The organism is Stenotrophomonas sp. GD03777 (assembly GCF_029842485.1).
In the GTDB taxonomy this organism is placed as follows: Bacteria; Pseudomonadota; Gammaproteobacteria; order Xanthomonadales; family Xanthomonadaceae; genus Stenotrophomonas; species Stenotrophomonas sepilia.
Genome location: NZ_JAOCGL010000060.1, coordinates 1 through 24,561 on the forward strand (window position 1 = coordinate 1; position 24,561 = coordinate 24,561).

Annotated in this window: 21 protein-coding genes; 13 read left to right on the top strand and 8 right to left on the bottom strand. The window is 67.0% G+C overall.

Annotation, left to right across the window (positions count from 1 at the left end):
- Window positions 1-443 precede the first annotated feature (443 nt).
- From N5E02_RS13355 to N5E02_RS13365, 3 genes are all read right to left on the bottom strand, one after another.
- Window positions 444-1,451 carry a cyclase family protein gene (locus N5E02_RS13355; RefSeq protein ID WP_065196109.1) on the bottom strand — a complete coding sequence of 336 codons (1,008 nt, stop codon included), beginning with the start codon at window positions 1,449-1,451 and terminating at the stop codon, window positions 444-446.
- A 36-nt stretch (window positions 1,452-1,487) separates the two neighbouring features.
- On the bottom strand, window positions 1,488-2,138 hold the full coding sequence (locus tag N5E02_RS13360) for a DsbA family protein (RefSeq protein WP_053499638.1): 651 nt from the start codon (window positions 2,136-2,138) through the stop codon (window positions 1,488-1,490).
- Between the two features lie 92 nt (window positions 2,139-2,230).
- Window positions 2,231-3,181 (bottom strand): LysR family transcriptional regulator, encoded by a 951-nt coding sequence (locus tag N5E02_RS13365; RefSeq protein ID WP_176556926.1) that lies wholly within the window; start codon window positions 3,179-3,181, stop codon window positions 2,231-2,233.
- Between the two features lie 116 nt (window positions 3,182-3,297).
- On the opposite strand from N5E02_RS13365, the gene N5E02_RS13370 reads away from it, so the two are divergent.
- Window positions 3,298-4,176: a sterol desaturase family protein gene (locus N5E02_RS13370; RefSeq protein ID WP_005417061.1), complete on the top strand. Its 879-nt coding sequence runs from the start codon at window positions 3,298-3,300 to the stop codon at window positions 4,174-4,176.
- A gap of 9 nt (window positions 4,177-4,185) precedes the next feature.
- On the opposite strand, the gene N5E02_RS13375 is transcribed toward N5E02_RS13370, so the two are convergent.
- Both N5E02_RS13375 and N5E02_RS13380 read right to left on the bottom strand, forming a co-directional pair.
- The gene (locus N5E02_RS13375; RefSeq protein ID WP_065178503.1) at window positions 4,186-4,890 is read right to left on the bottom strand and encodes a helix-turn-helix domain-containing protein; all 705 of its coding nucleotides are present in this window, start codon (window positions 4,888-4,890) and stop codon (window positions 4,186-4,188) included.
- 293 nt (window positions 4,891-5,183) lie between these two features.
- Entirely contained in the window at window positions 5,184-5,618 is a 435-nt protein-coding gene (locus tag N5E02_RS13380; protein WP_005417059.1) for a lactoylglutathione lyase, read from the bottom strand.
- Between the two features lie 338 nt (window positions 5,619-5,956).
- Between N5E02_RS13380 and N5E02_RS13385 the strand changes: the two genes are divergently transcribed.
- Entirely contained in the window at window positions 5,957-8,752 is a 2,796-nt protein-coding gene (locus N5E02_RS13385; protein ID WP_081275781.1) for a glycoside hydrolase family 3 C-terminal domain-containing protein, read from the top strand.
- A 99-nt stretch (window positions 8,753-8,851) separates the two neighbouring features.
- Here N5E02_RS13385 and N5E02_RS13390 read toward each other — a convergent pair whose 3' ends face one another.
- Entirely contained in the window at window positions 8,852-9,748 is an 897-nt protein-coding gene (locus N5E02_RS13390; protein ID WP_065178502.1) for a LysR family transcriptional regulator, read from the bottom strand.
- A 106-nt stretch (window positions 9,749-9,854) separates the two neighbouring features.
- Here N5E02_RS13390 and N5E02_RS13395 point away from each other — a divergent pair, with 106 nt between their 5' ends.
- From N5E02_RS13395 to N5E02_RS13405, 3 genes are all read left to right on the top strand, one after another.
- On the top strand, window positions 9,855-11,216 hold the full coding sequence (locus N5E02_RS13395; protein ID WP_279946358.1) for an MFS transporter: 1,362 nt from the start codon (window positions 9,855-9,857) through the stop codon (window positions 11,214-11,216).
- On the top strand, window positions 11,213-11,599 hold the full coding sequence (locus N5E02_RS13400; RefSeq protein ID WP_005417047.1) for a DUF4440 domain-containing protein: 387 nt from the start codon (window positions 11,213-11,215) through the stop codon (window positions 11,597-11,599). Before N5E02_RS13395 ends, N5E02_RS13400 begins: the two co-directional genes overlap by 4 nt.
- Window positions 11,600-11,821: 222 nt before the next feature.
- Window positions 11,822-13,732, top strand: a complete 1,911-nt coding sequence (locus N5E02_RS13405) for a CocE/NonD family hydrolase (protein ID WP_279946359.1) — start codon at window positions 11,822-11,824, stop codon at window positions 13,730-13,732.
- Window positions 13,733-14,000: 268 nt separating this feature from the next.
- On the opposite strand, the gene N5E02_RS13410 is transcribed toward N5E02_RS13405, so the two are convergent.
- Window positions 14,001-14,954 (bottom strand): AraC family transcriptional regulator, encoded by a 954-nt coding sequence (locus N5E02_RS13410; protein WP_053499560.1) that lies wholly within the window; start codon window positions 14,952-14,954, stop codon window positions 14,001-14,003.
- A 320-nt stretch (window positions 14,955-15,274) separates the two neighbouring features.
- On the opposite strand from N5E02_RS13410, the gene N5E02_RS13415 reads away from it, so the two are divergent.
- The 7 genes from N5E02_RS13415 (at window position 15,275) to N5E02_RS13445 (ending at window position 23,154) form a co-directional block, all read left to right on the top strand.
- Window positions 15,275-16,033, top strand: coding sequence for an SDR family NAD(P)-dependent oxidoreductase (locus tag N5E02_RS13415; protein WP_065185748.1), 759 nt, complete (start codon window positions 15,275-15,277; stop codon window positions 16,031-16,033).
- A 129-nt stretch (window positions 16,034-16,162) separates the two neighbouring features.
- Window positions 16,163-16,615, top strand: coding sequence for an MgtC/SapB family protein (locus N5E02_RS13420; protein ID WP_005413774.1), 453 nt, complete (start codon window positions 16,163-16,165; stop codon window positions 16,613-16,615).
- Window positions 16,616-16,835: 220 nt separating this feature from the next.
- Window positions 16,836-18,494 carry an L-lactate permease gene (lldP, locus tag N5E02_RS13425; RefSeq protein WP_053499572.1) on the top strand — a complete coding sequence of 553 codons (1,659 nt, stop codon included), beginning with the start codon at window positions 16,836-16,838 and terminating at the stop codon, window positions 18,492-18,494.
- A gap of 53 nt (window positions 18,495-18,547) precedes the next feature.
- Complete coding sequence (gene lldR / locus N5E02_RS13430) at window positions 18,548-19,312, top strand: transcriptional regulator LldR (protein ID WP_005417039.1); 765 nt, start codon at window positions 18,548-18,550, stop codon at window positions 19,310-19,312.
- 4 nt (window positions 19,313-19,316) lie between these two features.
- Window positions 19,317-20,456 (top strand): FMN-dependent L-lactate dehydrogenase LldD, encoded by a 1,140-nt coding sequence (lldD, locus tag N5E02_RS13435; RefSeq protein ID WP_065178497.1) that lies wholly within the window; start codon window positions 19,317-19,319, stop codon window positions 20,454-20,456.
- Window positions 20,453-22,159 carry a D-lactate dehydrogenase gene (gene dld / locus N5E02_RS13440; protein ID WP_279946360.1) on the top strand — a complete coding sequence of 569 codons (1,707 nt, stop codon included), beginning with the start codon at window positions 20,453-20,455 and terminating at the stop codon, window positions 22,157-22,159. Before lldD ends, dld begins: the two co-directional genes overlap by 4 nt.
- 110 nt (window positions 22,160-22,269) lie before the next feature.
- Window positions 22,270-23,154, top strand: coding sequence for a hypothetical protein (locus N5E02_RS13445; protein ID WP_065185745.1), 885 nt, complete (start codon window positions 22,270-22,272; stop codon window positions 23,152-23,154).
- A gap of 98 nt (window positions 23,155-23,252) precedes the next feature.
- Here the strand turns inward: N5E02_RS13445 and N5E02_RS13450 are convergent, their stop codons facing one another.
- On the bottom strand, window positions 23,253-23,549 hold the full coding sequence (locus N5E02_RS13450) for a hypothetical protein (RefSeq protein WP_005417035.1): 297 nt from the start codon (window positions 23,547-23,549) through the stop codon (window positions 23,253-23,255).
- 169 nt (window positions 23,550-23,718) lie between these two features.
- Here N5E02_RS13450 and N5E02_RS13455 point away from each other — a divergent pair, with 169 nt between their 5' ends.
- Window positions 23,719-24,378 carry a decarboxylase gene (locus tag N5E02_RS13455; protein WP_279946361.1) on the top strand — a complete coding sequence of 220 codons (660 nt, stop codon included), beginning with the start codon at window positions 23,719-23,721 and terminating at the stop codon, window positions 24,376-24,378.
- The last annotated feature ends 183 nt before the right edge of the window (window positions 24,379-24,561 follow it).

The following is a 24,561-nucleotide window of genomic DNA, read 5'->3' on the forward strand; positions in this document are numbered from 1 at the left end:
CGGATGGCCGCTGGCCAGATGGTCGCTGGCGGGGCCCTGGCGGGCCGGGCCACGCCACAGCTGGCGCCCGTCCAGCAGCCGGTCGAGGGCGACGACGGCACCCATCAGTCAGCCCTCCAGGGGAGGCGCCGGGTGGGCTGGAAGCGGCAGGAACGGGCGGAAACGGCAGGCATGGCGCGAGTATCGACGGGCCGGTATCAGGGGCTGAGACCAGACATGCTACTCGCGTTGTAAGTAGAATTACTAATGAAATCGGAGGGTCCGGTTTCAGGTTGCTGAAGGGGGAAAGCATCCACGCATGGCGTGGATCTACTGGAGAGCCACGGCAAATCCATGCCGCAGCCTGGTAGATCCACGCCATGCGTGGATAGCGGTAAAGCGCGGTGCCTACCAAGGTCGGCACCCACCCGGCATGGCCCGTTGCTACCCGGGGATGCCCCTGGTTACGGGCGCACCGGCAGCGCCACCGGGCGCAGCGGCGCGGCATCGCCACCGCGGATCTTCAGCGGGCCGCCGATGAAGGCGAATTCGTAGACCTTGTCGCGGGCCAGTTCGTCCAGCGCCACCAGCTCGATGATCGGCGCACCCTGCTGAGCCAGCAGGTAGGTGTGCAGCGGCACGTAGTCGTCGGACACCTCCGAAGGGAAGGTCTCGAAGCTGAGGTTGTCGGCGCCGACGATCATCGCGCCGCCGTCCTCGACCAGGAAGCGTGCCGCGTCCAGGCCCATGCCCGGCGGGTTGGCCATGTAGGCCCTGGGCTGCTCGAACAGGCGCATGCGGCCGGTGCGGATCAGCACCACGTCACCCTGCTGCAGTTTCACCTTCTGGCGTGCCAGCGCATCCTTCAGGTCCTGGCGGGTGACGCGGTAGCTGTCCGGCAGCATGTCCACGCCCTTGGCGCCGGCCACGTCGATCAGCACGCCACGCGCGATCAGCGGCGGGAATTTCTCGATGCCGGTGACATTCCAGCCGCGGTCGCCGAGGTGCTTGTCGGCCTCGAAGCCGTTCCAGATCTTCCCGTGGATGCCGAAGTGGTTCAGCGCATCGATGTGGGTGCCGGTGTGGCTGTACATCGAGAACGCGGTGCCGGTGTAGCTGCGGGTGAGGTTCATGGCCTCGCCCACGCCCATCGGATCGTCCATCACTGTGCCGCGCGGGGTGTGGGTCATCCAGAACTGGTAGTGCGGGTCGCCGGCATCCTGCCAGCTGGGCATGCCGACGTAGTAGTCGGTGGCCAGGTCATAGGCCTTGCCGCCGCTGACCCGCGACAGGATCGCCGCACGCGAGGCTTCGGTGATCAGGTTGAGGCGGCCGATCTCGTCCTTCGGCCCCCACGGGCTGGTGCCGACCTGCTGGCCGGAGGGAACGCGTTCGTGCGCGGACACGGTGGTGGACGCGGCGGTGGCGGCCAGCAGCAGGGCCAGCGCGGTGGACAGGGTACGTGGGGTCATGGGGAAATCTCCTTGCAGGGTGGGGGAGGGGGCGGCTCAGGCCGCGACCAGGGGCGCCAGGGCCTGGCGCAGGTGTGGGAGCGGCAGGGTCTGCAGGCGCAGGCCGTTGCCGCCGATCACGGTGGGGATGGAGCGGATGCCGAGCGCGGCAGCTTCGGCGCGATCGGCCTGCACGCGCTGGCGCACCGCGTCGCTGCGCATGTGGTCAGCGAAGGCGCCACGTGGATGGCCCAGCGATTCGGCAATATCCAGCAGCACTTCGGCATCGCCGATGTTGCGGTGCTGGTGCAGGTGCGCCCATTGCACCGCGTCGAACATCGCGCCATGGGCATCATTGCCACCGATCAGCCCTGCGGTCTGGCAGGCCAGTGCGCCGAGCCAGCCGGACGGATACTCGAAGTCCTGTGCGCGCATGCCTTCGATATCGATGCGCGCGATGTCTTCATGCGCGGCGCAGTCGGTCCAGTGGCGCAGGATGATCGCCTTGGCGCGCGCCATCGAGCCGAACACCTCGACCATCTGCGCGCGCGAGTCCTGCAGCACGAAGCTGCGGTGGCGCACCTGGATGCCGAGTTCGGCGGAGACCTGCTGCAGGCGCGGGGCCAGCACGAAGCACCAGCCGCAGACCACGTCGTGGAAGAAATCGACCACCGGCGCTGCGGTGGCGGGGGAAGGAACGGGAGACATCTGCCTGCCATCGGTGAGAGGAGAGGCGGCAGAGTAGGCAGCGCGGCGTGGCCGAAACAGCACGCTGCGGACAGCTCAGTTTTCGCTGGCAGTTACGAATCCAGGCCGGCGCAGCCGGGCAGCTCGGCGTGCAGGAAGTCGATGAAGGCACGCACCTTGGGCTGCAGGTGGCGCGAGGTGGGGTAGACCGCATGCACGAAGCGCGGCGGATAGCGGTGGTCGGGCAGCACCTGCTGCAGTTCGCCCCGCGCCAATGCCGGCGCGGCCAGGAACGAAGGCAGGGCGCCGATGCCCATGCCCGCCACCAGCAGGTCACGCAGCAGCAGGCTGTTGTTGACGGTCACGCGTGCCGGAAGGGTGATCGTCACCTGGCCATCCGGGCCGAGCAGCGGCCAACTGCCCGGTGAGTCGGACAGGCTGTAGGCCAGCACGCTATGGGCCTGCAGATCCCCTACTGCCTGCGGTGCCGGATGCTGCCGCAGGTAGGAGGGCGCCGCGCACAGCACCTGCTGCAGCGAGGCCAGCCGGCGTGCCACCAAGCGTGAATCATCCAGCTCGGCACGCAGCCGCAGCGACACATCGAAACCCTCACCGACTGCATCGAGCAGGCGATCTTCCATCACCAGGTCCAGCGACAACTGTGGATGCTGCTGCAGGAAGCGCGGCAGCAGCGGCGACAGCGTGCTCAGTGCGAATGACTGCGGCGCGTTCACGCGCAGGCGCCCGGCCACCTCGCCGCGCTGTTCGGCGATGCCGCGTTCCAGCGCTTCCAGCTCGTCGAGCAGGCGGCAGCATTCGCGGTAATAGGCGTGGCCGGTTTCGGTCAGGCTCATGCGCCGCGTGGTCCGCTGCAGCAGCACCACGCCCAGATGCGTTTCCAGCGTGCGCAACTGCTTGCTCAGGCCGGCCGGCGACATGCCCAGGTCTTCGGCGGCACGAGCGAGCCCGCCGCGTTCGACGATGCGGCGGAAGGCGCGCATCAGGTTGAAGGAGTCCATGCCGGTCCCGGGCGCGATGAGAGCGTCATTGTAGATCCACGCCATGCGTGGATGTGGGAAGCGTGGTGCCCGCAGGGTTGCGCCGTTTGTTCAAGCCAGCAACCCACACGCCACGCCAGCATGCAGGCCCCTCACTTCCCGGGTTGCCCATGAAGCACTGGATGCTCCGCCTGTATGCCCCGCTGTTCCTGCTTGGATTCGTCGCCACTGCCGTCGTCTGGGTGGGCCACTGCCATGGCGATCCGTTGTGGCTGCTGACCCTGCTGGCGATCGCCATTGCGGTTTCGTTCGTCGCCGAGCGCGCCTGGCCGTATGACCCTGCGTTCAACCGTGACCACGGCGACCGTGTGCGTGACGCCCTGCACGCGCTGGTCAACGAAGGCCTGAACCTGTTGTCGATCGCGGCGGTGCCGCTGCTGGCGGCGATCATTCCGTGGCAGTTGTGGCCGCTGCAGTGGCCGTTCGCACTGCAGCTACTGGTGGCGATCATCGCTGCCGATCTCGGCATCACCCTGGTGCACTACGCCAGCCATCGCATCGGCTGGCTATGGCGCCTGCATGCCGTGCATCACAGCGTGACCCGCATGTATGGCTTCAACGGGCTGATGAAACACCCACTGCACCAGGCCGCCGAAGCGGTGGGCGGCGTGCTGCCGCTGCTGCTGTTGGGCCTGCCGATGCCGGTGGCGGCGGTGCTGGCGTTTGCCATCGCCATCCAGCTGCTGCTGCAGCACTCCAACGTGGACATGCGCCCGGGTGTGCTGGGCCGGGTGATGGCGTGGGCACCGCTGCATCGCTTCCATCACATACGTTACGGCACCGCCGGTGACGTGAACTTCGGCCTGTTCCTGACCGTCTGGGATCACCTGCTGGGGACCGCCTTCGATGCGCCGGGCTATCGACTGCAGCAACGCGACCTCGGCATCGGCAGCCAACCTGACTATCCACGCGATTACGCGGGGCAGCTGCTGGCGCCGTTTCGTGAACTGCCGCATGGCGAGGTGCCGGAGCTGCCCGAAGGCCTGCGCAGGCGTGGGTGATCGGCCGTGTCAGGTCGCGCGCAACTGCAGGCCCTGCAGCTGTGCGGCACCGATGCCGAACATGCGGCGCAGGCTGCGCGAGAGATGGGCCAGGTCGGCGAAGCCGGCGGCATGCGCGCTGGCGGTCAGACTGTGCCCCTGCAGGTGGTGCGCGAGCGCGGTACGCAAACGCTGCCACAGCACCCAGCCGCGCAGGGTCACCGCCAGGTCGGACTGGAAACGCCGGTGCAGCTGGCTGGTCGACAGGTGCGCGGCTCCGGCGATGTCGGCAGCCGGCACCGGGCCAGGCAGGTAGTGGCTGATGCGGGCCAGCGCCGCCTCTACCCGCCGGTCCAGTGGCTGCGCGCGGCTCAGCCGTGGCAGCCAGCGGTGCAGCCCGGCCGCAGTGCCGGGCAGCGAGTGCAGGTGCTGCTGGATCTGTTCGAGGTCGGCATGCGCCGGCTCAAGGAACACCGTGCAGCCCGCGTCCGGTGCCGACAGGATCGCGTGCGGCCGGAACGACGGCACCCACAGCCGTTGGCCCTGCTGGCGCACACCGTCGATCTCGACGTGCCAGGGAGTGGCTTCGCTCAACAGCAGCTGATGGGCATAGTGCGCGTGTACATCGCTGTCACCGGCACGCCCCTGCAACACGGCCACGTGAGCATCCAGCAGCAGCGTGCCATTCCAGGGCAGGGCGGGGGAGGGCATGGAGGGATTGTAGATCCACACCATGCGTGGATGAATCTCCATCGAAATCGAGTAATTCGACGATTGATCGAAGAGCATCCACGCATGGCGTGGATCTACTGCAGATTGCGACGAACTGTCGAAGGCGGGGTGGGTCCGGTTGCGGGGGCGTGAGCCGCATGGATGCGGCGACCGAGCTTACATGGACGTACTTGCAGCGCCCCCCGCAGCCGGACCCACCCCGCCTACCTGCAGGAACCCAGCTTTTGCTGTTGCTCTGGTTTTTGACGTTGATGTCGCCTCTGCGGGTGCCGGGCGCAGCCCGGCCGTGCGCACCCTCACCGCCCCTGCGGATCCGGCCGGTGATGCACGTACTCGACCACCGTGCCATCGGGATGCACCGCATTGAACGCCGCCCCGGTCGGGACCACCTGCAACGGGAAGATGATCTCGGCGCCGGCGGCAACCAGTTTGTCGTGATAAGGCCGAACGTCATCGACCAGCAGTGTCCCCGTGGTCGAGGTGAACGGCGCCAGCGCCGCCTCGCTGCCCTCGATCAACAGGAACGCACCGACCATGGCCAGGCGCAGCCCGGCCTCCGGAAACGGAAAGCCCGCATCGGCCACCACGCCCTGCAGCTGCTCGTAGAAGGACACGCTGCGTTCCAGCTCACCGGGGGCCACGAACACCCGGATCAGCACGCGCGGTGCGCGCTGGCTGGAGGTATCGCAGCGGTCGCGCCAGAGATGGTCGAAGTCGCGGTGGACGGTCATGGGCTCGGTTCGTGGCCAGGGACCTTCATTATCGGCAGCCTCGCACGGCGCGCTGATGACCGCCGGTGATGGCCTGATAACTGCAGGCTGGGATCGCCCCTGTGACTTAGGTCCTGTTGACAGGTGTGAACGCCCTCGCACAATCTTCACAGGATTGGGTCGCCCTGCGCGGCCCGGGCAGGCAGGTTGTCACGGCGGGAGGAGGGTCCCGCGCGCAGACCGGCCCGTCCTTCGGCCTGCGGGAGGTTGCCTGGCAACCCCTGCGCGGCATGAACGCTGCACCCTTCGGCGGCACTTTCCCTGGACCGATTGCCTTGGCAACGGAATTACGCCCGTCGATGAAAACGTTTACAAAGCAGCTTGTACTGTCCCTGGCCCTGTCCGCTGCACTGGCCGCTCCGGCCTGGGCCGACCCTGCCGCGTTCACCGTGCTGACCCTGGAACAGGCCCCGACCGCCGAGGCGATGCCGGCCCTGGCCGCCCAGCTGAAGACCCTGCAGGTGGACGCGGTGAGCGTGCGCCAGGTGCAGCGCGGCATCGGCCAGGTCGATCCGCTGCAGGTGCTGGCCGACGGACTGGGTTACGAATACCGCTTCATTGCCGCGGGCAGGGATGATGGCCAGACCCAGCGCGGCCAGGCCGTACTGACCCGGCTGCCGATCGCCGCTGAATCCGGCCCGGACCAGCCGGGCCTGAACTACCTGCGCCTGGACGATGGCCGCCACACCGTGGCGGTCTATACCGATGCCGGTGCAGGTGCCGCGCAGCTGCCAGCGCTGGTCACCCGTTCGCGGCTGGGTGCACCGGCGGTGCTGCTCGGCGCGGTGGCCGGTGAATCGGCCAAGGCCGCCGGCTTCGATCCGGCGCGTGTGGCGCTGGAAGCCGATGCCAGCTATTTCAGCGATGGTTTCCAGGCCGCCAGCAGCGCGCCGTTCAAGGTGGAAGGCAGCGCCTTGCGCGCCACCCTGCTGACACTGGCCTATGCCGCCGACACGCATGGCGACAGGCCGTGGATGGACACCACCCTCAACGCCGATGCGCGCGCCGCGCTGCTGCTGAAGGCGATGACCGAGGATGAGAAGTTCCAGATGCTGCACAGCTACTTCGGGCTGGGCAAGGATGGTGGCCCACTGCCGGAAGGCGCGGTCGGTTCGGCCGGTTTCGTGCCGGGCGTGGCGCGGCTGGGCATTCCGTCGCAGCAGTCGGCCGATGCCGGTGTCGGCGTGACCAATCCGGGCGGCATCCGCCCGGGTGATTTCGCCACGGCGATGCCATCGGGCCCATCCACCGCGTCCAGCTGGAACCGCGAAGTGGCTTTCGCCGGTGGCGCGACCATGGGCCGCGAGGCATGGCAGCAGCGCTTCAACATCCTGCTGTCGGGCAGCGTCAACCTGCAGCGCGATCCACGCAACGGCCGCAACTTCGAATATGCCGGTGAGGACCCGCTGCTGGCCGGTTCGATGGTCGGCGCGCTGATCCAGGGCGTGCAGAGCCAGCACGTGATCTCCTCGATGAAGCACTTCGCGCTGAACGACATGGAGACCCGGCGCAACTTCCACGACGTGCGCATCGGCGAACAGGCCATGCACGAGTCGGACCTGCTGGCGTTCGAGATTGCGCTGGAGGCTGGCCGCCCGGGCGTGGCGATGTGCTCGTACAACAAGATCAACGGCACCTACGGCTGCGAGAACGGCTACCTGATGAACCAGGTGCTGAAGCAGGAATGGAAGTTCCCCGGTTTCGTGATGTCCGACTGGGGCGGCGTGCACAGCGGTTCGAAGGCGGCGCTGGCCGGCCTGGACCAGCAGTCGGCCGGTGAAGTGTTCGACGCAGCGGTGTTCTTCGACGAACCGCTGCGTCTGGCCGTGCATGGCGGCGTGGTGCCGCAGGCGCGCCTGAATGACATGGTCACGCGCATCCTGCGCACGATGTTCCTGCACGGCAACTTCGACAACCCGCCGCAGCACCAGAAGGTGGATGCCGAGGCCGGCTTCGCCGTGGCCCAGCGCACGGTGGAAGAGGGCAGCGTGCTGCTGCGCAATGAAGGCAACCTGCTGCCGCTGGCCGACAGCGTGAAGCGCATTGTCATCATCGGTGGCCACGCCGACAAGGGCGTGATCGGTGGCGGTGGTTCGTCGATGGTGGGCGTGACCGCCAAGGGCACCAACGCGGTGCCGGGCGTACTGCCGACCACCTGGCCGGGCCCGGTGATCTTCCACCCGTCCTCGCCGCTGGAATCGCTGCGTGCGGCGCGCCCTGACGCAACCATCGAGTATGTGGACGGGACCAATGCCGCCGCTGCGGCCAGGGCCGCCGCGCAGGCCGATGTGGCCATTGTGTTTGCCACGCAGTGGGCCGCCGAATCGGTGGACCTGCCGGACATGCAGCTGCCGGACAACCAGGACGCACTGATCTCGGCGGTGGCCGCGGCAAACCCGAAGACCGTGCTGGTGCTGGAAACCAACGGCCCGGTGCGCACCCCTTGGCTGGGGCAGGTGCCAGCGATGCTGCAGGCCTGGTACCCGGGCATCCGCGGCGGCGAAGGCATCGCCGCGCTGCTGACCGGTCAGGTCAATCCGTCGGGCCGCCTGCCGGTGACCTGGGTGACGGACGAATCGCAGCTGCCGCGCCCGCATATCGATGGCCTCGGCTTCAAGCCGGCCAAGCCGTTCGGTGATGTGTTCGATTTCGATATCGAAGGCGCCAACGTCGGCTACAAGTGGATGGCGGTCAAGGGCCTGACCCCGACCTTCGCCTTTGGTCATGGCCTGTCCTACACCTCGTTCGCCTATGACAACCTGAAGGTGAGCGTGGAAGGCTCGCGCCTGGTCGCCAGCGTCGATATCCGCAATACCGGCAAGCGCGCCGGCGCCGATGTGGCCCAGCTGTACCTGAAGCTGCCGGCAGGCAGCACCACGCCGATCCGCCTGATCGGCTACGACAAGGTGAACCTGCAGCCGGGCGAACAGCGCCGCATCCGCATCGAAGCCGAGCCGAAGACCCTGGCCCACTACGATGCACAGGCGCGCCAGTGGAAGATCGACGGTGGCACCTACCAGGTGCAGCTGGCGCGCAATGCCGCCGAGCCGCTGCAGACCGTGGACGTGCAGCTGGTGGAGCAGGTGCTGCGCTGATGCCTGACGACACGGCCCGCACAGGGCCGTGTCTGAAAAAGGGGACGGAGGGGATTAAGTCGTTTATGCATAAACGACTTAATCCCCTCCGTCCCCTTTTTATGTGGCGAACCGGTCGCGCAGGAAATCAATCAGCTGCCGTACCTTCGGTGAGGGCTGCGTGCTGTGCGGGTAGACCGCGTAGACACTCTGCTGCGGGAAGCGGTGCTGGCGCAGCACCGGGCGCAGCCGGTCCTGGGCCAGGTCGTCCTCGATCAGCCAGCGTGGCAGCACGGTGACCCCGGCGCCGGCCAGGGCGAACGCGCGCAGGCTGCTGGCACCATCCACGCGTACCACCGCGTTGCCCGGGTTGGTGGCAAACAGGGCGCCGCTGCCATCAGGCGCGATCACCGGCACATCGGCCAGGCGCGGATAGCCCAGGCGGGGCAGGGTGCCCAGCTGTGCCGGGTCATCGGCAGCCTCGGCAGAGGGCAGACGCGCCAGCAGCGAGGGAGCGGCCACCGCGCACAGTGGGTGGCGCTCCAGTTCACTGGCGTGAAGGCCCGAATCCGGCAGGCGGCCGAGGCGGATCGCCAGGTCGAAGCGTTCGGGAATGAGGTCCGCTGGCGCTGGAGAAGTTGATAGGTGCAGCTGCAGGGCCGGGTGCTGCGCGCGGAACGCCTCCAACGCGGGAATCAGGCGTAGCTGGGCGTACTCCGGTGTGGTGGTCAGGCGCAGCACGCCCTGCAGCTGGTGCTGGTCGCGGCGCGCGGCATCGATCGCTGCCTGCGCAGCATCCAATGCCTGCACGCAATGTTGCAGGAACTGCTCGCCGGCCTCGGTCAGGGCCAAGTGGCGGGTGCTGCGCAACAGCAGGGTCACGCCCAGCTCCTGCTCCAGCCGCTTCAGGTTGAAGCTGACCACCGCGCGGCTGAGGCCGAGCCGATCGGCCGCAGCGGTCAGGCTGCCGGCTTCGACCACGGCACGGAAAATATCGAAGCGATCGAGGCTGACCATGGCGATTCATTGTCAAAACAGTTTTGACAGTGTCGCAGGTGATGTCGTGTTTTTCCAACAACCCCCCGGGCGGCATGCTGATGGCTTCTCTGTTGGAGCGCCGCCGATGCCGTCCCCCCGCCTGCGCCATGAGGCGATTTTCCTGCTGGTATTCGCCCTGGATCTGGTCAACATGTTCATCGCCACGGTGGCCTATCCGGCATTGGCAGCGGAGCTGCACGCCGACGTCAGCACCCTGGCCTGGGTCGGCACGGCGTACATGCTGGGCCTGAGCGTGGTGATTCCGCTGGCGCCGTGGCTGGCCGCGCGCTGTGGCGAGCGTCGCTTGCTGCTGGTGGCGTTGCTGTTGTACGCGGTTGCCGCTGCGCTGGCAGGTTCCGCATCGGGGATCGGCTGGCTGCTCGGATGGCGCCTGCTGCAGGGGTTGGCCGGCGGTCTGCTGATTCCCGTGGCACAAGCCGCGGCGTACCGGCAATGCACGGCCGGGCAACGTGGCGCGCTGACCCGTCGCATCCTGCTGGTGGCGCTTCTGGTGCCGGCCCTGGCACCGGCACTGGGCGGGCTGCTGGTGCAGTGGCTGTCCTGGCGCGGCGTGCTCTGGGCCAGCCTGCCATTGGCGGTGGTGGCCATCGGTCTGGTGCTGGCCTGGATGCCGGCCGACTGCGCGCGCAGTGCGCCGCGCCTGCAGGCCTATGCCCTGTCCACCGCGATGCTGGCGCTGGGCGCGCTGCTGCTGGCGCTGACCTGGCTGGGCGAATCGGGACATCGCGGTGCAGGTGCCGTGTTGCTGCTGGCCGCGCTGTTGCTGGCGGCGACGCACCTGCGGCATGCACGTCGGCAGGCGCAGCCACTGCTGCGCTGGTCGTTGCTGTCCCATCGCGGGCTGCGGCTGGCGATGCTGGTGTATCTCGCCGTACCCGGTGTGTTCATCGGCAGCCAACTGGTCAGTACCCTGCAATTGCACCACGCCGGTTACAGCGCGGCACGCATCGGCGCGCTGATGCTGCCCTGGGCGCTGGCTGCGGCCATCGCGATCATGGCCAGCAAGCGCCTGCTGGCTCGCTTCGGTCCGGCCGCGGTACTGCGCGCCGGCATGCTCCTGCAGGCCAGCGGCCTGTTGTTGATGGCGCTGCTGCCGCAGCCGGCCTTCGTGCTGGCCGGATTGTTGTTCGCGTTGATGGGCGCCGGCGGCAGCCTGTGCAGCAGCACCGCGCAGACGCTGGCCTTCCATGGCGTGGAAGGTGAGGCGTTGGGCGATGCCAGTGCACTCTGGAACCTCAACCGCCAGCTCAGCTTCTGCCTCGGCACCGCCGCCATCGCACTGCTGCTGGCATTGGCCATGCAATGGCTGCCGGCACGCGCCACCAGCGTGGCGCTGGGTTTGGCCGCTGCAATGACGCTGCTGCCGATGGCGCTGCTGCGCCGTTCGCAATCGATCTCTCTTTCCCAACCCGAGACAATGCAATGACGATGACCGCAGAGAACGAGTTCCATGATCTGATCGCCAAGCTGCAGGCCTGGTTCCGTGCGGAAGCAGCCGCCAGTACGCTGGATGCGCTGATGGATCATTTCTGCACCGACTTCAGCATGGTCGGTATTGCTGGGCAGCGCCTGGACCGCGAAGCACTGGCCGGCATGTTCGCTGGCGGCCACGGTGCCCGCCCGGGCCTGTGTATCGAAATCGATGCCCTGCAGTTCATTGCGGTGCCGGCACCGTTGGCAATGCTGCGCTACCGTGAAGGGCAGGGCGTTGCTGAAGGTGGGATGGCCTGGCGTGAAGCACTGGCCGTGCTGCGGCAGGAAGACGGCCGTTGGCGTTGGCTGGCGTTGCATGAAGTAACGGCAGCCTGATCGGGTAGTGCCGGCCGCTGGCCGGCAACTTCATGATCCTGGGGCGCGTTACGCGGCTGCCGGCCAGCGGCCGGCACTACCTTTCGCCGACGAGCGCAGCGGCACCGCAGGCACATGTGCCATCAGTCCTGCCCGCATCCACCGAAGAATGCAAAGCCTGCGCACACTTCACGGCGCCAGGCAGGAGTAGGCTTGGGGCTTTCCTGCCGGGAGGGGTTGTCCATGCGTGTGCGTGCCGTCGCTGTAGCCATTGCCCTTTGCCTGTCCAGCACCGTGCTGGCCGCCGATACCCCGCCGATGACCCCGGATATCAGCGGCAAGCCGTTCGTTGCCCCGGATGTCGGTCGCGACTACGACAAGCGCGTGGTGATGGTGCCGATGCGTGATGGCACCAAGCTGTACACGGTGATCGTGGTGCCCAAGGGCGCCCACAATGCGCCGATTCTGCTGACCCGGACCCCCTATGATGCTGCCGGTCGCGCCAGCCGCAGTGATTCGCCGCGCATGCGCGACCTGTTGCCGCAGGGTGACGAGGTGTTTGTCGACGGCGGCTACATCCGCGTGTTCCAGGATATCCGCGGCAAGCATGGCTCCGAGGGCGATTACGTGATGACCCGGCCGCTGCGCGGGCCATTGAACAACACCCAGGTCGACCATTCCACCGACGCCTGGGACACCATCGACTGGTTGGTGAAGAACGTGCCGGAGAGCAATGGCAAGGTCGGCATGCTCGGCTCGTCGTACGAGGGCTTCACCGTGGTGATGGCGCTGACCGACCCGCACCCGGCACTGAAGGTGGCCGCACCACAGAGCCCGATGGTCGATGGTTGGATGGGCGACGACTGGCTCAATTACGGTGCGTTCCGCCAGGTCAACTTCAACTACTTCGCCATGCAGACCGAGAAGCGCGGCAAGGGTACGCCGCTGCCCAGCCTCGGCTACGACGACTACAGCACCTTCCTGCGCATCGGTTCGGCCGGTGACTATGCGCGCTTCACCGGCGTGGACCAGCTGACCTGGTGGAAGAAGCTGGTCGAGCATCCGGCCTATGACGGCTTCTGGCAGGGCCAGGCGCTGGACGCGGTGATGGCAAGGACACCGCTGAAGGTGCCGACCATGTGGCTGCAGGGCCTGTGGGACCAGGAGGACATGTGGGGTGCCAACCACGCCTATCAGGCGATGGAAGGACGCGATAGCGGCAACAACCGCAATTACCTGGTGATGGGCCCGTGGCGACACAGCCAGGTGAACTACAGCGGCAGCGAACTGGGTGCGCTGAAGTTCGACGGCGATACCGCGCTGCAGTTCCGCCGCGACGTGCTCAAGCCCTTCTTCGACCAGTACCTGGTGGATGGCGCGCCGAAGGCCGATACGCCACCGGTGCTGATCTACAACACCGGCGAAAACCACTGGGACCGCTTGAAGGGTTGGCCGCGCAGCTGCGACAAGGGGTGTGCCGCCAGCAGCAAGCCGCTGTACCTGCGCGCCGGCGGCAAGCTGGCGTTCCAGGCACCGGCGGCGGGCGAGGGTGATTTCGAGGAATACGTGTCCGACCCGGCCAAGCCGGTGCCGTTCGTGCCGCGCCCGGTGCGCTTCGGTGACCGCGACATGTGGACCACCTGGCTGGTCAAGGACCAGCGCTTTGTCGATGGTCGCCCGGACGTGCTGACCTTCATCACCGAACCGCTGACCGCGCCGCTGCGCATCGGCGGCGCGCCGGTGGTGCACCTGCAGGCCTCGACCAGCGGCACCGACAGCGACTGGGTGGTGAAGCTGATCGACGTGTATCCGGACCAGGAAGCGTCGACGCCGGAAATGGGGGGCTATGAGTTGCCGGTGTCGCTGGCGATCTTCCGTGGCCGCTACCGCGAGAGCTTCAGCGATCCGAAGCCGCTGCCCGCCAACCAGGTGCTGCCGTACCGTTTTGACCTGCCCAACGCCAACCACACGTTCCAGAAGGGCCACCGGGTGATGGTGCAGGTGCAGTCCAGCCTGTTCCCGTTGTACGACCGCAACCCGCAGACCTACGTGCCGAACATCTACCTGGCCAAGCCGGGCGATTACCAGAAGGCCACGCAGCGCGTGTGGCACAGCGCGGCGCAGGCCAGCTACATCGATCTACCGGTGTATTGAGGCCCGCAGGGTGACGCCGGGCCGTGCCTGGTAGCACGTGGTAGTGCCGGTCGCTGGCCGGCATCGGCGATGGCGCGAGAGCGTGTCGACCAAGGTCGACACCTACCGGGGCTGAGTCATGGCAGGTTGATTCAGGCGGGTGTGGTAGTGCCGGCCGCTGGCCGGCATCGGCGATGGCGCAGGAGCGTGTCGACCAAGGTCGACACCTACCAAAGCTGGGCCATGGCATGCCGATCGACCAAGGTCGACACCTACCGGGCAGAGGCTTTCAGCCGACCTTCGAGGGGCCCGTACGCCAGCGGCTGGGGACCAGGCCGAAGCGCTTGCGGAACGCGGCGGCGAAGTTGCTGGGGTGGCGGTAGCCGCTGGCGGCGGCAGCCTGCTCGACGGTCCATCCGTTTTCGCGCAGGCCCTGTTCGGCATGGCGCATGCGCTGCTCATGCAGGTAGTCGAACACCGAGCTTCCATATTGCTGGGCAAAATGGCGGCGCAAGGAGCTGGGGCTCATGCAGGCCAGCTGGGCCAGTTCGATCAGGCTGTGGGCATGGCTGGGGTCGTCATGCAGATAGCTGCGCACTCGCTCCAGCCGCTCGCGCTGGCCGGCGCGCAGCGTGCGTATATGCTCGGTCTGCATATCCTCGGCCTGCAGGCCGACGGCCAACACCTGCAGGGCCACGCCTTCGCGCCACAGCGCATCGATGTCGTCCTGCCAGGGGCTGTCGAACAATTGGGCGAGCGTCGGCAGCAAGGCATGCGGAATGGCCCAGTGGCGGCACTGCAGAGGGGAATGAAGGACCCGTTGTAGTGCCGGCAGGCGCAGCATGTCCACGTCCAGATCGGCCGGTACGCTCAAGCTGACCCCGCGCAGGTGGCTGCCACCGGGATGCAGCCCGGCCATCGACACAGGTTCATGGTGGCTGGTGGTCATGCCTGTGCCGGCGCGCAGGGTGAACCCCTTGCGACGAGGAAACTGGACATCCACTTCGCCCTGAAGCATCAGGCGGATGGTCAGGCCGGCACCGTGCACAGCGGTGGCCGTGTAGGTGAACCGGTTGTGCACGTCCGAGGCGATCAGGCCCAGGCCACCGCGCAGTGACTGTTCGTGGACGTCGCCACGCCCTGCCCATTGGTCGTCGCGAAGTTCACTCCCTTCGATCCGGTAGTCGTAGCCATGGCGTTCGCCGAACTGGCGGTAATCAGCAAAAGTGAAATATCGGGACATCGCTCTGCGCAAACACAGGTTGAATTGAATGTGTCGAAGAATCTGGAAGCGTTTCCCATTGTCGCCGCGATTCGCGCGCTTTTGACTTCGATAAGGTCAAAACGATTGGCGATTACGGCCAAAGTGAAAATGCCGAAGAACATACGCCGGCGTTTTGCACGCATATCCGTACGTAGTTCCATACATAAACTGCGGTTGAGGTTTCATGGCTGGAACGATCTGGAGATGCGATGTCAGCCCGACCATCACGGGCGTGCGCGTAGGGTGGGTGGGTTGGCTGTTGCAGGCCACTTTGATACCCCCACCGATGGAGAATGAAGATGATTGATTACCAGTTGACCGGCAAGACCGCGATCGTGACCGGCGGCGTGTCGGGCATCGGCCTGGCCGTGGCCCAGACACTGGCCACATCCGGTGCCCGTATCTCGGTCTGGGACCTCAAGCAGGATGCAGTGGATGCCACCGTGGCGCAGTTGCGCAGCACCGGCACACAGGCCATCGGCATCGCGCTGGACGTCACCGACGACGCGGCGGTGGAGGCAGCGGTGCAGCGCACGATCAAGGAACTCGACGGCCTGCACGTGGCGGTCAACAACGCCGGCATCAGCGGGCCGGCGGCCAGCAGCGGCGACTATCCGATTGATGGCTGGCAGCGCGTGATCGATGTCAACCTCACCAGCGTGTTCCTGTGCCAGCGTGCGCAGATCCAGGCCATGCGCGCGGCCGGCACGGGCGGCAGCATCATCAACATGGCCTCGATCCTGGGCCAGGTGGGCTATGCCGGTTCCACTGCGTACGTGGCGGCCAAGCACGGCGTGGTCGGGCTGACCCAGACCGCCGCCTGGGAGCATGCGGCCGACGGCATTCGTGTCAACGCGGTCGGCCCGGGCTTCATCAGCACACCGCTGCTGGAGAAGATGGACCCGAAGGTGCGCGCCACGCTGGAAGGGCGGCACGCGTTGAAGCGGCTGGGTACGCCGGAGGAAGTGGCCGCATTGGTAGCCTGGCTGGCCAGCGACGATGCCTCGTTCGCGACCGGCACGTACTACGCCATCGATGGTGGCTACCTCGCGCAGTGATGCGCTGAACGCGGGTTGCGGCGTCACCGGGCATCGCCCGGCGCTACCGGGTGAACGCACTGTGGGGTGGTCTTCACCTCTGTGCCACGCATGCCACGCGACGCTCGGGGAAATACCCGGAGCCTGCCCATGGAACTCACCCAGGATGTCTCGATCCTGCTGCGCGTAGCCGCAGCGATGCTGTTCGGCGGTGTGCTCGGTGTCGAGCGGGAAATGGGCAAGCACGCCGCCGGCCTGCGTACGCACATGCTCATTGCCGGAGCGGCGGCATTGATCGTCGGTCTCGGCGACTCGGTGGCCGAGCATTTCCAGCAGGAGCGTTACCGCGATCTGCTGCAGGTTGATCCGGTGCGCCTGATCGAAGCGGTGGTGGCCTGTGTCGGCTTCGTGGCCGCTGGCACCATTCTGCGCGGCTCACGCGAGGACCAGGTCAGCGGCTTGACCACGGCCAGTTCGCTGATCATGGCGGCGGCGATCGGGATTGCGGTGGGGATCAGCAAGTACGTGATCGCGATCGGGGTCAGCGTGCTGTGCGTGCTGGTGCTGGCGGTGATGCGGCGGTTGGAGAAACGGATCTCGTAGGGAAGGTCGAGTTGTCGGCCAGCGGCCGGCACCATAATGGCTCTAATGGTCTGACCAATATGAAGACTAGCCCTATGGTCTAATAGGCTCTTCGTCGGAGAGGCGGTTAAATCCGCCGCAAGTGGTCTGATCGCGATCATTAATGGTAATACCAATGATCGACGGCCACGGCGACCCACCGCCTGCGGTGGGCTCCTTCCGTTTCCAGTCGAGAGTCTTCATGCAGCCCTGGCAACACCTGTACGACCCCGCCGGCAACCTGTGGTTGTCGAGCCTGATCGCGCTGCTGCCGATCGCGTTCTTCTTCGTTGCCCTGGCAGTGCTGCGCATGAAGGGCTGGCTGGCCGGCACGATCACCGTGGCCATCGCACTCAGCGTGGCCCTGTTGTTCTACCGCATGCCGGTGCCCCAGGCGCTGGGCGCGGCCGGCTTCGGTTTCGTCTACGGCCTGTGGCCCATCGCGTGGATCATCATCGGTGCGGTGTTCCTCTACAAAGTTTCGGTCAAGACCGGGCAGTTCGACATCATCCGGGCCTCGATCCTCTCGGTGACCGAAGATCAGCGCCTGCAGATGCTGATGGTCGGCTTCGCTTTTGGCGCCTTCCTGGAAGGGGCGGCCGGTTTCGGTGCGCCGGTGGCGATCACCGCAGCGTTGCTGGTCGGGCTGGGCTTCAAGCCGCTGTATGCCGCCGGCCTGTGCCTGATCGTCAACACCGCGCCGGTAGCGTTCGGCGCGATGGGCATTCCGATCATCGTGGCCGGGCAGGTCACCGGCCTGGACGCATTCGAGATCGGCCAGATGGCCGGCCGCCAGTTGCCGTTCCTGACCATCATCGTGCTGTTCTGGATCATGGCGATCATGGATGGTTGGCGCGGTATCAAGGAGACCTGGCCGGCGGTGCTGGTTGCGGGTGGTTCGTTCGCCATCGCGCAGTACCTGACCTCCAATTTCATCGGCCCGGAACTACCGGACATCACCGCGTCGCTCGCGTCGCTGGTGTGCCTGACCCTGTTCCTGCGCCGCTGGAAGCCGGTGCGGATCTTCCGTTTCGACACCGAAACCAGCGCCGAGGCGGCCGCACAGGCACTGGAGGCACCGCGCCACAGCGTCGGCCAGATCGCCAGGGCATGGTCGCCGTTCCTGATCCTCACCGCGATGGTCACGCTGTGGAGCATCAAGCCGTTCAAGTCGCTGTTCGCGGCGGGCGGTCCGCTGGAAGGCTGGGTGCTGAAGATCCCAGTGCCGGGCCTGGACCAGCTGGTGCAGAAGATGCCACCGATCGTGGATGCGCCGCTGAGCTATGACGCCATCTACAAGTTCGACTGGTTCTCGGCCACCGGTACCTCGATCATCCTGGCCGGGGTGATTGCCATCATCGTGCTGCGCATGCCTGCACGTTCGGCGCTGCAGACCTTCGGCGAGACCGTGCGTGAGCTGCGCATGCCGATCTACTCGATTGGCATGGTGCTGGCGTTCGCCTTCATCGCCAACTACTCGGGACTGTCTGCCACGTTGGCCCTGGCGCTGGCGCATACCGGCGACGCGTTCCCGTTCTTCTCACCGTTCCTGGGCTGGCTGGGCGTGTTCCTGACCGGTTCGGACACCTCGTCCAATGCCTTGTTCTCGGCACTGCAGGCCACCACCGCACAGCAGATCGGCGTGTCCGACGTGCTGCTGGTAGCGGCCAACACCACCGGCGGTGTCACCGGCAAGATGATCTCACCGCAGTCGATCGCCATTGCCTGCGCGGCGGTCGGCCTGGCCGGCAAGGAGTCGGATCTGTTCCGCTTCACGGTCAAGCACAGCCTGATCTTCACCACGATGGTCGGCCTGATCACCCTGGCCCAGGCTTACTGGCTGACCTGGATGATTCCCTGAGCCATGCGCGGCTGGCCGACCACCCGCTGCGCGCTTCGGGCCACAATGGCGCCATGAGCACGCAACGTATTTCGGACAAGGTGGCTGCGCAGCTGCGCGGCCTGGTGCAGGAACAACAGCTGCGGCCGGGCGACCGGCTGCCGGCCGAGCGCACCCTGGCGGTGCAGCTGGGGGTCTCGCGCACTGCGCTGCGCGAGGCCATCGCGCAGCTGGCCAGCCAAGGCCTGTTGACCGCACGGGTCGGTGGCGGCACCTACGTGGCCGAGCCTGCGGCACGCGCGCGGCAGGCGCTGGATGAACCGCTGGCGCCGTACCTGCCGCTGTTCCAGGGCGACCCGGAATACCGCTTCGACGTGCTGGAGATCCGCCACGCGCTGGAAGGTGCCACCGCCTGGCATGCGGCGCTGCGTGCCACCGACGAGGACCGCGCGCGCATCGCACAGGCCTTCCAGACCATGATGGACGCGCACGGCAAGGACGACCCCACTGGCGAGGCGGAGGCCGACGCGGCCTTCCACCTGTCCATCGCCGAGGCCTCGCACAACCTGGTGCTGCTGCAGGTGATGCGCGGGCTGTTCGAACTGCTGCAGACCAACATCTCGCAGAGCCGCGAAAAGCTCTACACCTCGGCGAGGACCTTCTCGCCGCTGTCCGACCAGCACCGCGAGATGATGGATGCGGTGCTGGCCGGCGACCCCGAACGCGCGCGCGCCGCCGCGCATGCCCACCTCGAGTTCGTGCACACCACGCTGCGCACCCTCGATGACAACGAAGCCCGGCGTGCGCGGGCCTCGCGCCTGCCTTCCCCCCACGGTTGACCCCATGATCATCTCCGCCTCCACCGATTACCGTGCTGCTGCCGAACGCCGGCTGCCGCCGTTCCTGTTCCACTACATCGATGGCGGCGCGTATGCCGAGCACACGCTGAAGCGCAACGTTTCCGACCTGTCCGACATCGCGCTGCGCCAGCGCATCCTGCGCAACATGTCCGACCTGAGCCTGGAAACCCAGCTGTTCGGCGAAAAACTGGCGATGCCGGTGGCGCTGGCGCCGGTCGGCCTGACCGGAATGTATGCGCGGCGCGGCGAGGTACAGGCGGCGCGCGCGGCCGACAGCCGCGGCATCCCGTTCACCCTGTCCACGGTGTCGGTGTGCCCGATCGAGGAAGTGGCACCGGCCATCCAGCGGCCGATGTGGTTCCAGCTGTACGTGCTGCGTGACCGTGGCTTCATGCGCAACGCGCTGGAGCGGGCGCAGGCCGCCGGCGTGACCACGCTGGTGTTCACCGTGGACATGCCGGTGCCGGGCGCGCGCTACCGCGATGCACACTCGGGCATGAGCGGCCCGAATGCCTCGCTGCGCCGTATCGGCCAGGCCATCACCCATCCGCACTGGGCGTGGGACGTGGGCCTGTTCGGCCGCCCGCATGACCTCGGCAACATCTCCACCTACCGCGGCAACCCGACCGGGCTGGAGGATTACATCGGTTGGCTGGGCAGCAACTTCGATCCCTCCATTTCGTGGAAGGACCTGGAGTGGATCCGCGAATTCTGGAAGGGCCCGATGGTGATCAAGGGCATCCTCGACCCGGATGACGCGCGTGATGCGGTGAAGTTCGGTGCCGATGGCATCGTGGTCTCCAATCACGGTGGCCGCCAGCTGGACGGCGTGCTGTCCACCGCACGTGCGTTGCCGGCCATCGCCGATGCGGTGCAGGGCGACCTGAAGATCCTCGCCGATTCCGGCATCCGCACTGGCCTGGACGTGGTGCGCATGTTGGCGCTGGGGGCCGATACCGTGCTGCTGGGCCGCGCCTTCATCTATGCGCTGGCCGCGCAGGGCGAGGCCGGCGTGGCCAACCTGCTGGACCTGATCGCCAAGGAAATGCGCGTGGCGATGACCCTGACCGGTGCGCGCCGCATCGCCGACATCGGCCGCGACTCGCTGGTCAGCCTGCCATGAGCGGCCACGACGCCGTGCTGGCACAGTTGCGCGATGCGGTCGGCAATCGCCATGTAATGACCGGCGACAAGGCTACGCGCCGCTTCCGCCGCGGCTACCGTTTCGGCGATGGCCCAGTGCTGGCGGTGGTGCGCCCGGGGACGCTGCTGGAACTGTGGCGCGTGCTGCAGGCAGCGGTGCAGGGCGGCGCGGCGATCATCCTGCAGGCGGCCAACACCGGCCTGACCGGCGGCTCGACCCCGGACGGCGATGACTATGGCCGGCCGATCGTGCTGGTCAACACGCTGCGCCTGACCGGCATCCAGTTGTTGAACGAAGGCCGCCAGGTGCTGTGCCTGCCCGGTGCCACGCTGGACCGCCTGGAGCAGACGCTGGCCCCGCTGGGTCGCGAACCGCATTCGGTGATCGGCTCGTCCTGCATCGGTGCCTCGGTGCTGGGCGGCATCTGCAACAACTCCGGTGGCGCGCTGGTGCGACGTGGCCCGGCCTACACCGAGCTGGCGCTGTATGCGCAGGTCGATGCGCAGGGCCAGTTGCAGCTGGTCAACCATCTGGGCATCGCGCTGGGTGATACGCCCGAGCAGATCCTGCAGCGCCTGCAGGCCGATGACTACACGGCCGCCGACGTGGGCGATGGCGACGGCCGTGCGGCTTCCGATCCACGCTATGCCGAGGAAGTACGCAAAGTCGGTGCCGATACTCCCGCACGCTTCAATGCGGATCCCAGCCGCCACTTCGAGGCAGCGGGATCTGCCGGCAAGCTGGCAGTGTTCGCGGTGCGCCTGGACACCTTCGAGAAGGAGGCTGCCGAGGTCTTCTATATCGGCAGCAATCGCACCGACAGCCTCACCGCGATCCGTCGCCAGCTGCTGACCGGCTTCGAGCGCCTGCCGATCGCGGGCGAGTACATTCACCGCGATGCCTATGACATCGGCGAGCGCTACGGCAAGGACAGCTTCCTGCTGATCGATCGCCTCGGTACCTCCCGTGTGCCCGCGGCGTTCGCATTGAAGAGCCGCGTCGATGGCTGGTTCGAACGGCTGGGCCTGCGCGGGGTGACCGACCGGGTGATGCAGGTGCTGACCGGCCTGCTGCCCTCGCACCTGCCAAAGCGCATGGGCGAGTTCCGCCAACGCTACGAGCATCACCTGTTGCTGAAGGTCTCTGCCCAGGACGCTGCGGAAACCGAGGCCTGGTTGCGCGGGTTCTTCGCCGGGCACGAAGGCGGCTATTTCCACTGCACGGCCGAGGAGGGACGCAAGGCGTTCCTGCATCGCTTCGCGGTGGCCGGTGCGGCAGTCCGCTATCGTGAAGTGCATCGTGAGCAGGTGCAGGACATCGTCGCGCTGGATATCGCATTGCGCCGCGACGATACGGATTGGTTCGAGCAGTTGCCGGCCGATATCGACGGCCGCCTGCTGCACAAGCTGTACTACGGCCACTTCCTGTGCCACGTGTTCCACCAGGACTACATCGCGCGCAAGGGCGAAGACCCGGTGGCGATCGAGCATGCGATGTGGGCGCTGCTGGACCAGCGTGGCGCCGAGTATCCGGCCGAGCACAACGTCGGCCACCTGTACCCGGCCAAGCCGGCGTTGGCAGGTTTCTACCGGCAGCTGGACCCGAGCAATACCTTCAACCCGGGTATTGGCCAGACGTCGAAGGCGAAGGGGTGGGGCAGCTGCGATTGCAGTGGGCATTGAGGACGGACAGGGCAGTCGAGCGTGGCTCGACGCTACAAGGGCGATGCCGGGCAGGTCCGCCGCCGTCCGGGTAACGGTTACCATCGGAATCCCAGCCACAGGAGCCGCCCATGCCTTCCATTCCCGTCCGCGCCGCCCTGTGCGCTGCATTGCTGGCGACCCCGCTGCTGGTGCTGGCGCAGTCTTCTATCCTGCCGCAGCAGCGCGATGCCGCCGGCAACGTGATGGAACCGCTGGGGCAGGTGCTGGAACAGGGCGGGCAGGGCGAAGTACGCACGCAGTACTGCACGCTTGATCGTGTCTGGTGCGTGCGTGTGCAACCGGTGGCCGAGGACGGTGATCGGCCAACGACGCTGGAAGTCTCTGAACGGGTGGCCGGCGAAAGCGAAGCGCATACCTACCACGTCAGCATCGACGTGCCGCAGGAAAGCGAGCTGTCGCTGTGGCCGTGGATCGTGCGCCTGGCTCCGGGTATCGGCAGCGATGAGCCGGTGACCGACCCGCAGCAGCGCGCCCACCAGAATGTGCTGGTAGGCGGCATCGTCAAGTTCAGCACCATGTACTCCGGTGGAGGTGCCGACGCGTCCACGCTGCAGTTGGCACGCGTGCGCCACCTGCAGGACGACATCCAGGTGGACGACGACGTGCTGACGGTGCCATGGCTGGGCAATGCGATGATCCGTGCGTGTTTCAGCGAGCAGGACATGAAGCAGCGCGCAGGCGCCTGCCACGACGAATACGGGTTCTCGGCCAGGCTCGGGCTGGATCCGGTGGCCGAGGGCATGCCGGTGCTGCGCTACCAGACGGTGGCAACCCGCTTTCCGGCGGGCGTTTCGCGTTTCGAGGATTCGCTGGCCAAGGGCCCGCTGAAGAAGAAGGACCTGCGCACCGAGCAGGACCCGGCATGCAGCTACACGCGGCTGTTCCGCTTCAATGATGGGGTGTTCCACCCCGACCAGGCGCTGCCGGACTGCGCGGGGTATACCGAACCCTGAGCCCTGGAGAGCCGAGCCATGCTCGACTCGGGTTCTCGCGTGGCCCGACCGCAGAGCAGCCGAGCGTGGGCTCGGCTCTACAAAAACTGAGGCGGCGCTTACTCGCAACGGGTAGCGGTGATGATGTTGTCCTTGTCCACGTACACGCGCAGGCGATCCTGGCGGATGTCCTTCGTGGTGATGGTGCTGGGGCCGATCGGGTTGACCAGGCCGGCGCCGCTCTCGCTGGACAGGCGGCGGATGTTGGGTTCGTTGGCCGGCTGGCCGATTGCCCAGCCCAGCTGGCTGGCATCGCAGTGGCCGGTACCCTTGACCTGCGGGCCAGGGGTGCTGACGCAGGCCGACAGCAGCAGGGCCGACGCAGGCAGTAACAGGGACAGACGGAAGGCGGACATGCGAGCGCTCCTGCGCAGGGAAGATGGCGGAACGATAGCACCCGTCGCGCGAAAGGCGTCAGCACTCCGGTCATTGCCGGCACAGCGTGGTCATTGCATAGTGGGAGGGATGGCTGGCAGCACGCCAGCGGGCAGGCCGGGCCATTCCGGTGCAGGTGTTGGATACGCTATGACGGCAGGCAGTTTGCGCGACAAGCGCAGGGCGAGAAGAGTACTGGCAGTGTCGGTGCTGGGCGTGGCGTTTGCCGCCTCTGCCATCGAGCCGACGCCGGACGCCGCTGCGGAAGCGCCGGTGTTCGGTGCCTGGCGCAACCTGCAGACCGAGGCAGGCTACGCACCCGCCCAGCGCAACCTGGCGTTCGCGATGCTGCCGCAGGCCGCCACCCGCGGCGATCGATTCGCCATTGTCGATCGTGAGGGCAAGCGCGCGGTGTGCTGCCTGCAGGTGGCCAGCCCGTCGCTGGGCGTGGCCGCACTGCGCGAGCAATACCACCTGCCACAGGCCTGGGTGACCGACCTCAGCAATGGCCGCAGCCCGGCACGCCCCTACCTGCCGCACGTCTATGCGATGCAGCGCGTGGATGAACTGGCTGACTATGGTTTCACCGATGTGCCGGGGGCCTACAGCGACCTGGGGGGGCTGCTGATTCCCGAAGGTGCCGCGCTGGAGGCCGATGGCAGCGCCGTGCGCCTGGGTGATGACCGTTATCCCCTGCATTTCCAGCGCCAGCCGCACGCCGAAGATGATGGCGCACTGGACCGCTACACCCTGCAGGTGGGCGAGGGCGTGGCTCCGATCGTGGTTGAAGTGCCGTTCGGCACCTACTGATTGCAGCACCGCGCTGGCTAGAATGCAGTGCGGCGCCGCCTGCCGTGCCTGTTCCATGAGTCGCCGCCGTGTCCCTGCGCTCGTTGCTGCTGTCGCCCCTGCTGCTGTTGTCCGCCTGTGCGAGCGCGCCGCCTCCGCCGCCCGTCCATTCCGATGCGCTGTGGCGCCTGATCGAGCGTGACT

Bases quoted from the DNA above. Each gene is read 5' to 3' on its own strand.
- N5E02_RS13355 (WP_065196109.1), bottom strand. From the start codon at position 1,451: ATGACCCCACGTACCCTGTCCACCGCGCTGGCCCTGCTGCTGGCCGCC.
- N5E02_RS13360 (WP_053499638.1), bottom strand. From the start codon at position 2,138: ATGTCTCCCGTTCCTTCCCCCGCCACCGCAGCGCCGGTGGTCGATTTC.
- N5E02_RS13365 (WP_176556926.1), bottom strand. From the start codon at position 3,181: ATGGCGTGGATCTACAATGACGCTCTCATCGCGCCCGGGACCGGCATG.
- N5E02_RS13370 (WP_005417061.1), top strand. From the start codon at position 3,298: ATGCTCCGCCTGTATGCCCCGCTGTTCCTGCTTGGATTCGTCGCCACT.
- N5E02_RS13375 (WP_065178503.1), bottom strand. From the start codon at position 4,890: ATGGTGTGGATCTACAATCCCTCCATGCCCTCCCCCGCCCTGCCCTGG.
- N5E02_RS13380 (WP_005417059.1), bottom strand. From the start codon at position 5,618: ATGACCGTCCACCGCGACTTCGACCATCTCTGGCGCGACCGCTGCGAT.
- N5E02_RS13385 (WP_081275781.1), top strand. From the start codon at position 5,957: ATGAAAACGTTTACAAAGCAGCTTGTACTGTCCCTGGCCCTGTCCGCT.
- N5E02_RS13390 (WP_065178502.1), bottom strand. From the start codon at position 9,748: ATGGTCAGCCTCGATCGCTTCGATATTTTCCGTGCCGTGGTCGAAGCC.
- N5E02_RS13395 (WP_279946358.1), top strand. From the start codon at position 9,855: ATGCCGTCCCCCCGCCTGCGCCATGAGGCGATTTTCCTGCTGGTATTC.
- N5E02_RS13400 (WP_005417047.1), top strand. From the start codon at position 11,213: ATGACGATGACCGCAGAGAACGAGTTCCATGATCTGATCGCCAAGCTG.
- N5E02_RS13405 (WP_279946359.1), top strand. From the start codon at position 11,822: ATGCGTGTGCGTGCCGTCGCTGTAGCCATTGCCCTTTGCCTGTCCAGC.
- N5E02_RS13410 (WP_053499560.1), bottom strand. From the start codon at position 14,954: ATGTCCCGATATTTCACTTTTGCTGATTACCGCCAGTTCGGCGAACGC.
- N5E02_RS13415 (WP_065185748.1), top strand. From the start codon at position 15,275: ATGATTGATTACCAGTTGACCGGCAAGACCGCGATCGTGACCGGCGGC.
- N5E02_RS13420 (WP_005413774.1), top strand. From the start codon at position 16,163: ATGGAACTCACCCAGGATGTCTCGATCCTGCTGCGCGTAGCCGCAGCG.
- lldP (WP_053499572.1), top strand. From the start codon at position 16,836: ATGCAGCCCTGGCAACACCTGTACGACCCCGCCGGCAACCTGTGGTTG.
- lldR (WP_005417039.1), top strand. From the start codon at position 18,548: ATGAGCACGCAACGTATTTCGGACAAGGTGGCTGCGCAGCTGCGCGGC.
- lldD (WP_065178497.1), top strand. From the start codon at position 19,317: ATGATCATCTCCGCCTCCACCGATTACCGTGCTGCTGCCGAACGCCGG.
- dld (WP_279946360.1), top strand. From the start codon at position 20,453: ATGAGCGGCCACGACGCCGTGCTGGCACAGTTGCGCGATGCGGTCGGC.
- N5E02_RS13445 (WP_065185745.1), top strand. From the start codon at position 22,270: ATGCCTTCCATTCCCGTCCGCGCCGCCCTGTGCGCTGCATTGCTGGCG.
- N5E02_RS13450 (WP_005417035.1), bottom strand. From the start codon at position 23,549: ATGTCCGCCTTCCGTCTGTCCCTGTTACTGCCTGCGTCGGCCCTGCTG.
- N5E02_RS13455 (WP_279946361.1), top strand. From the start codon at position 23,719: ATGACGGCAGGCAGTTTGCGCGACAAGCGCAGGGCGAGAAGAGTACTG.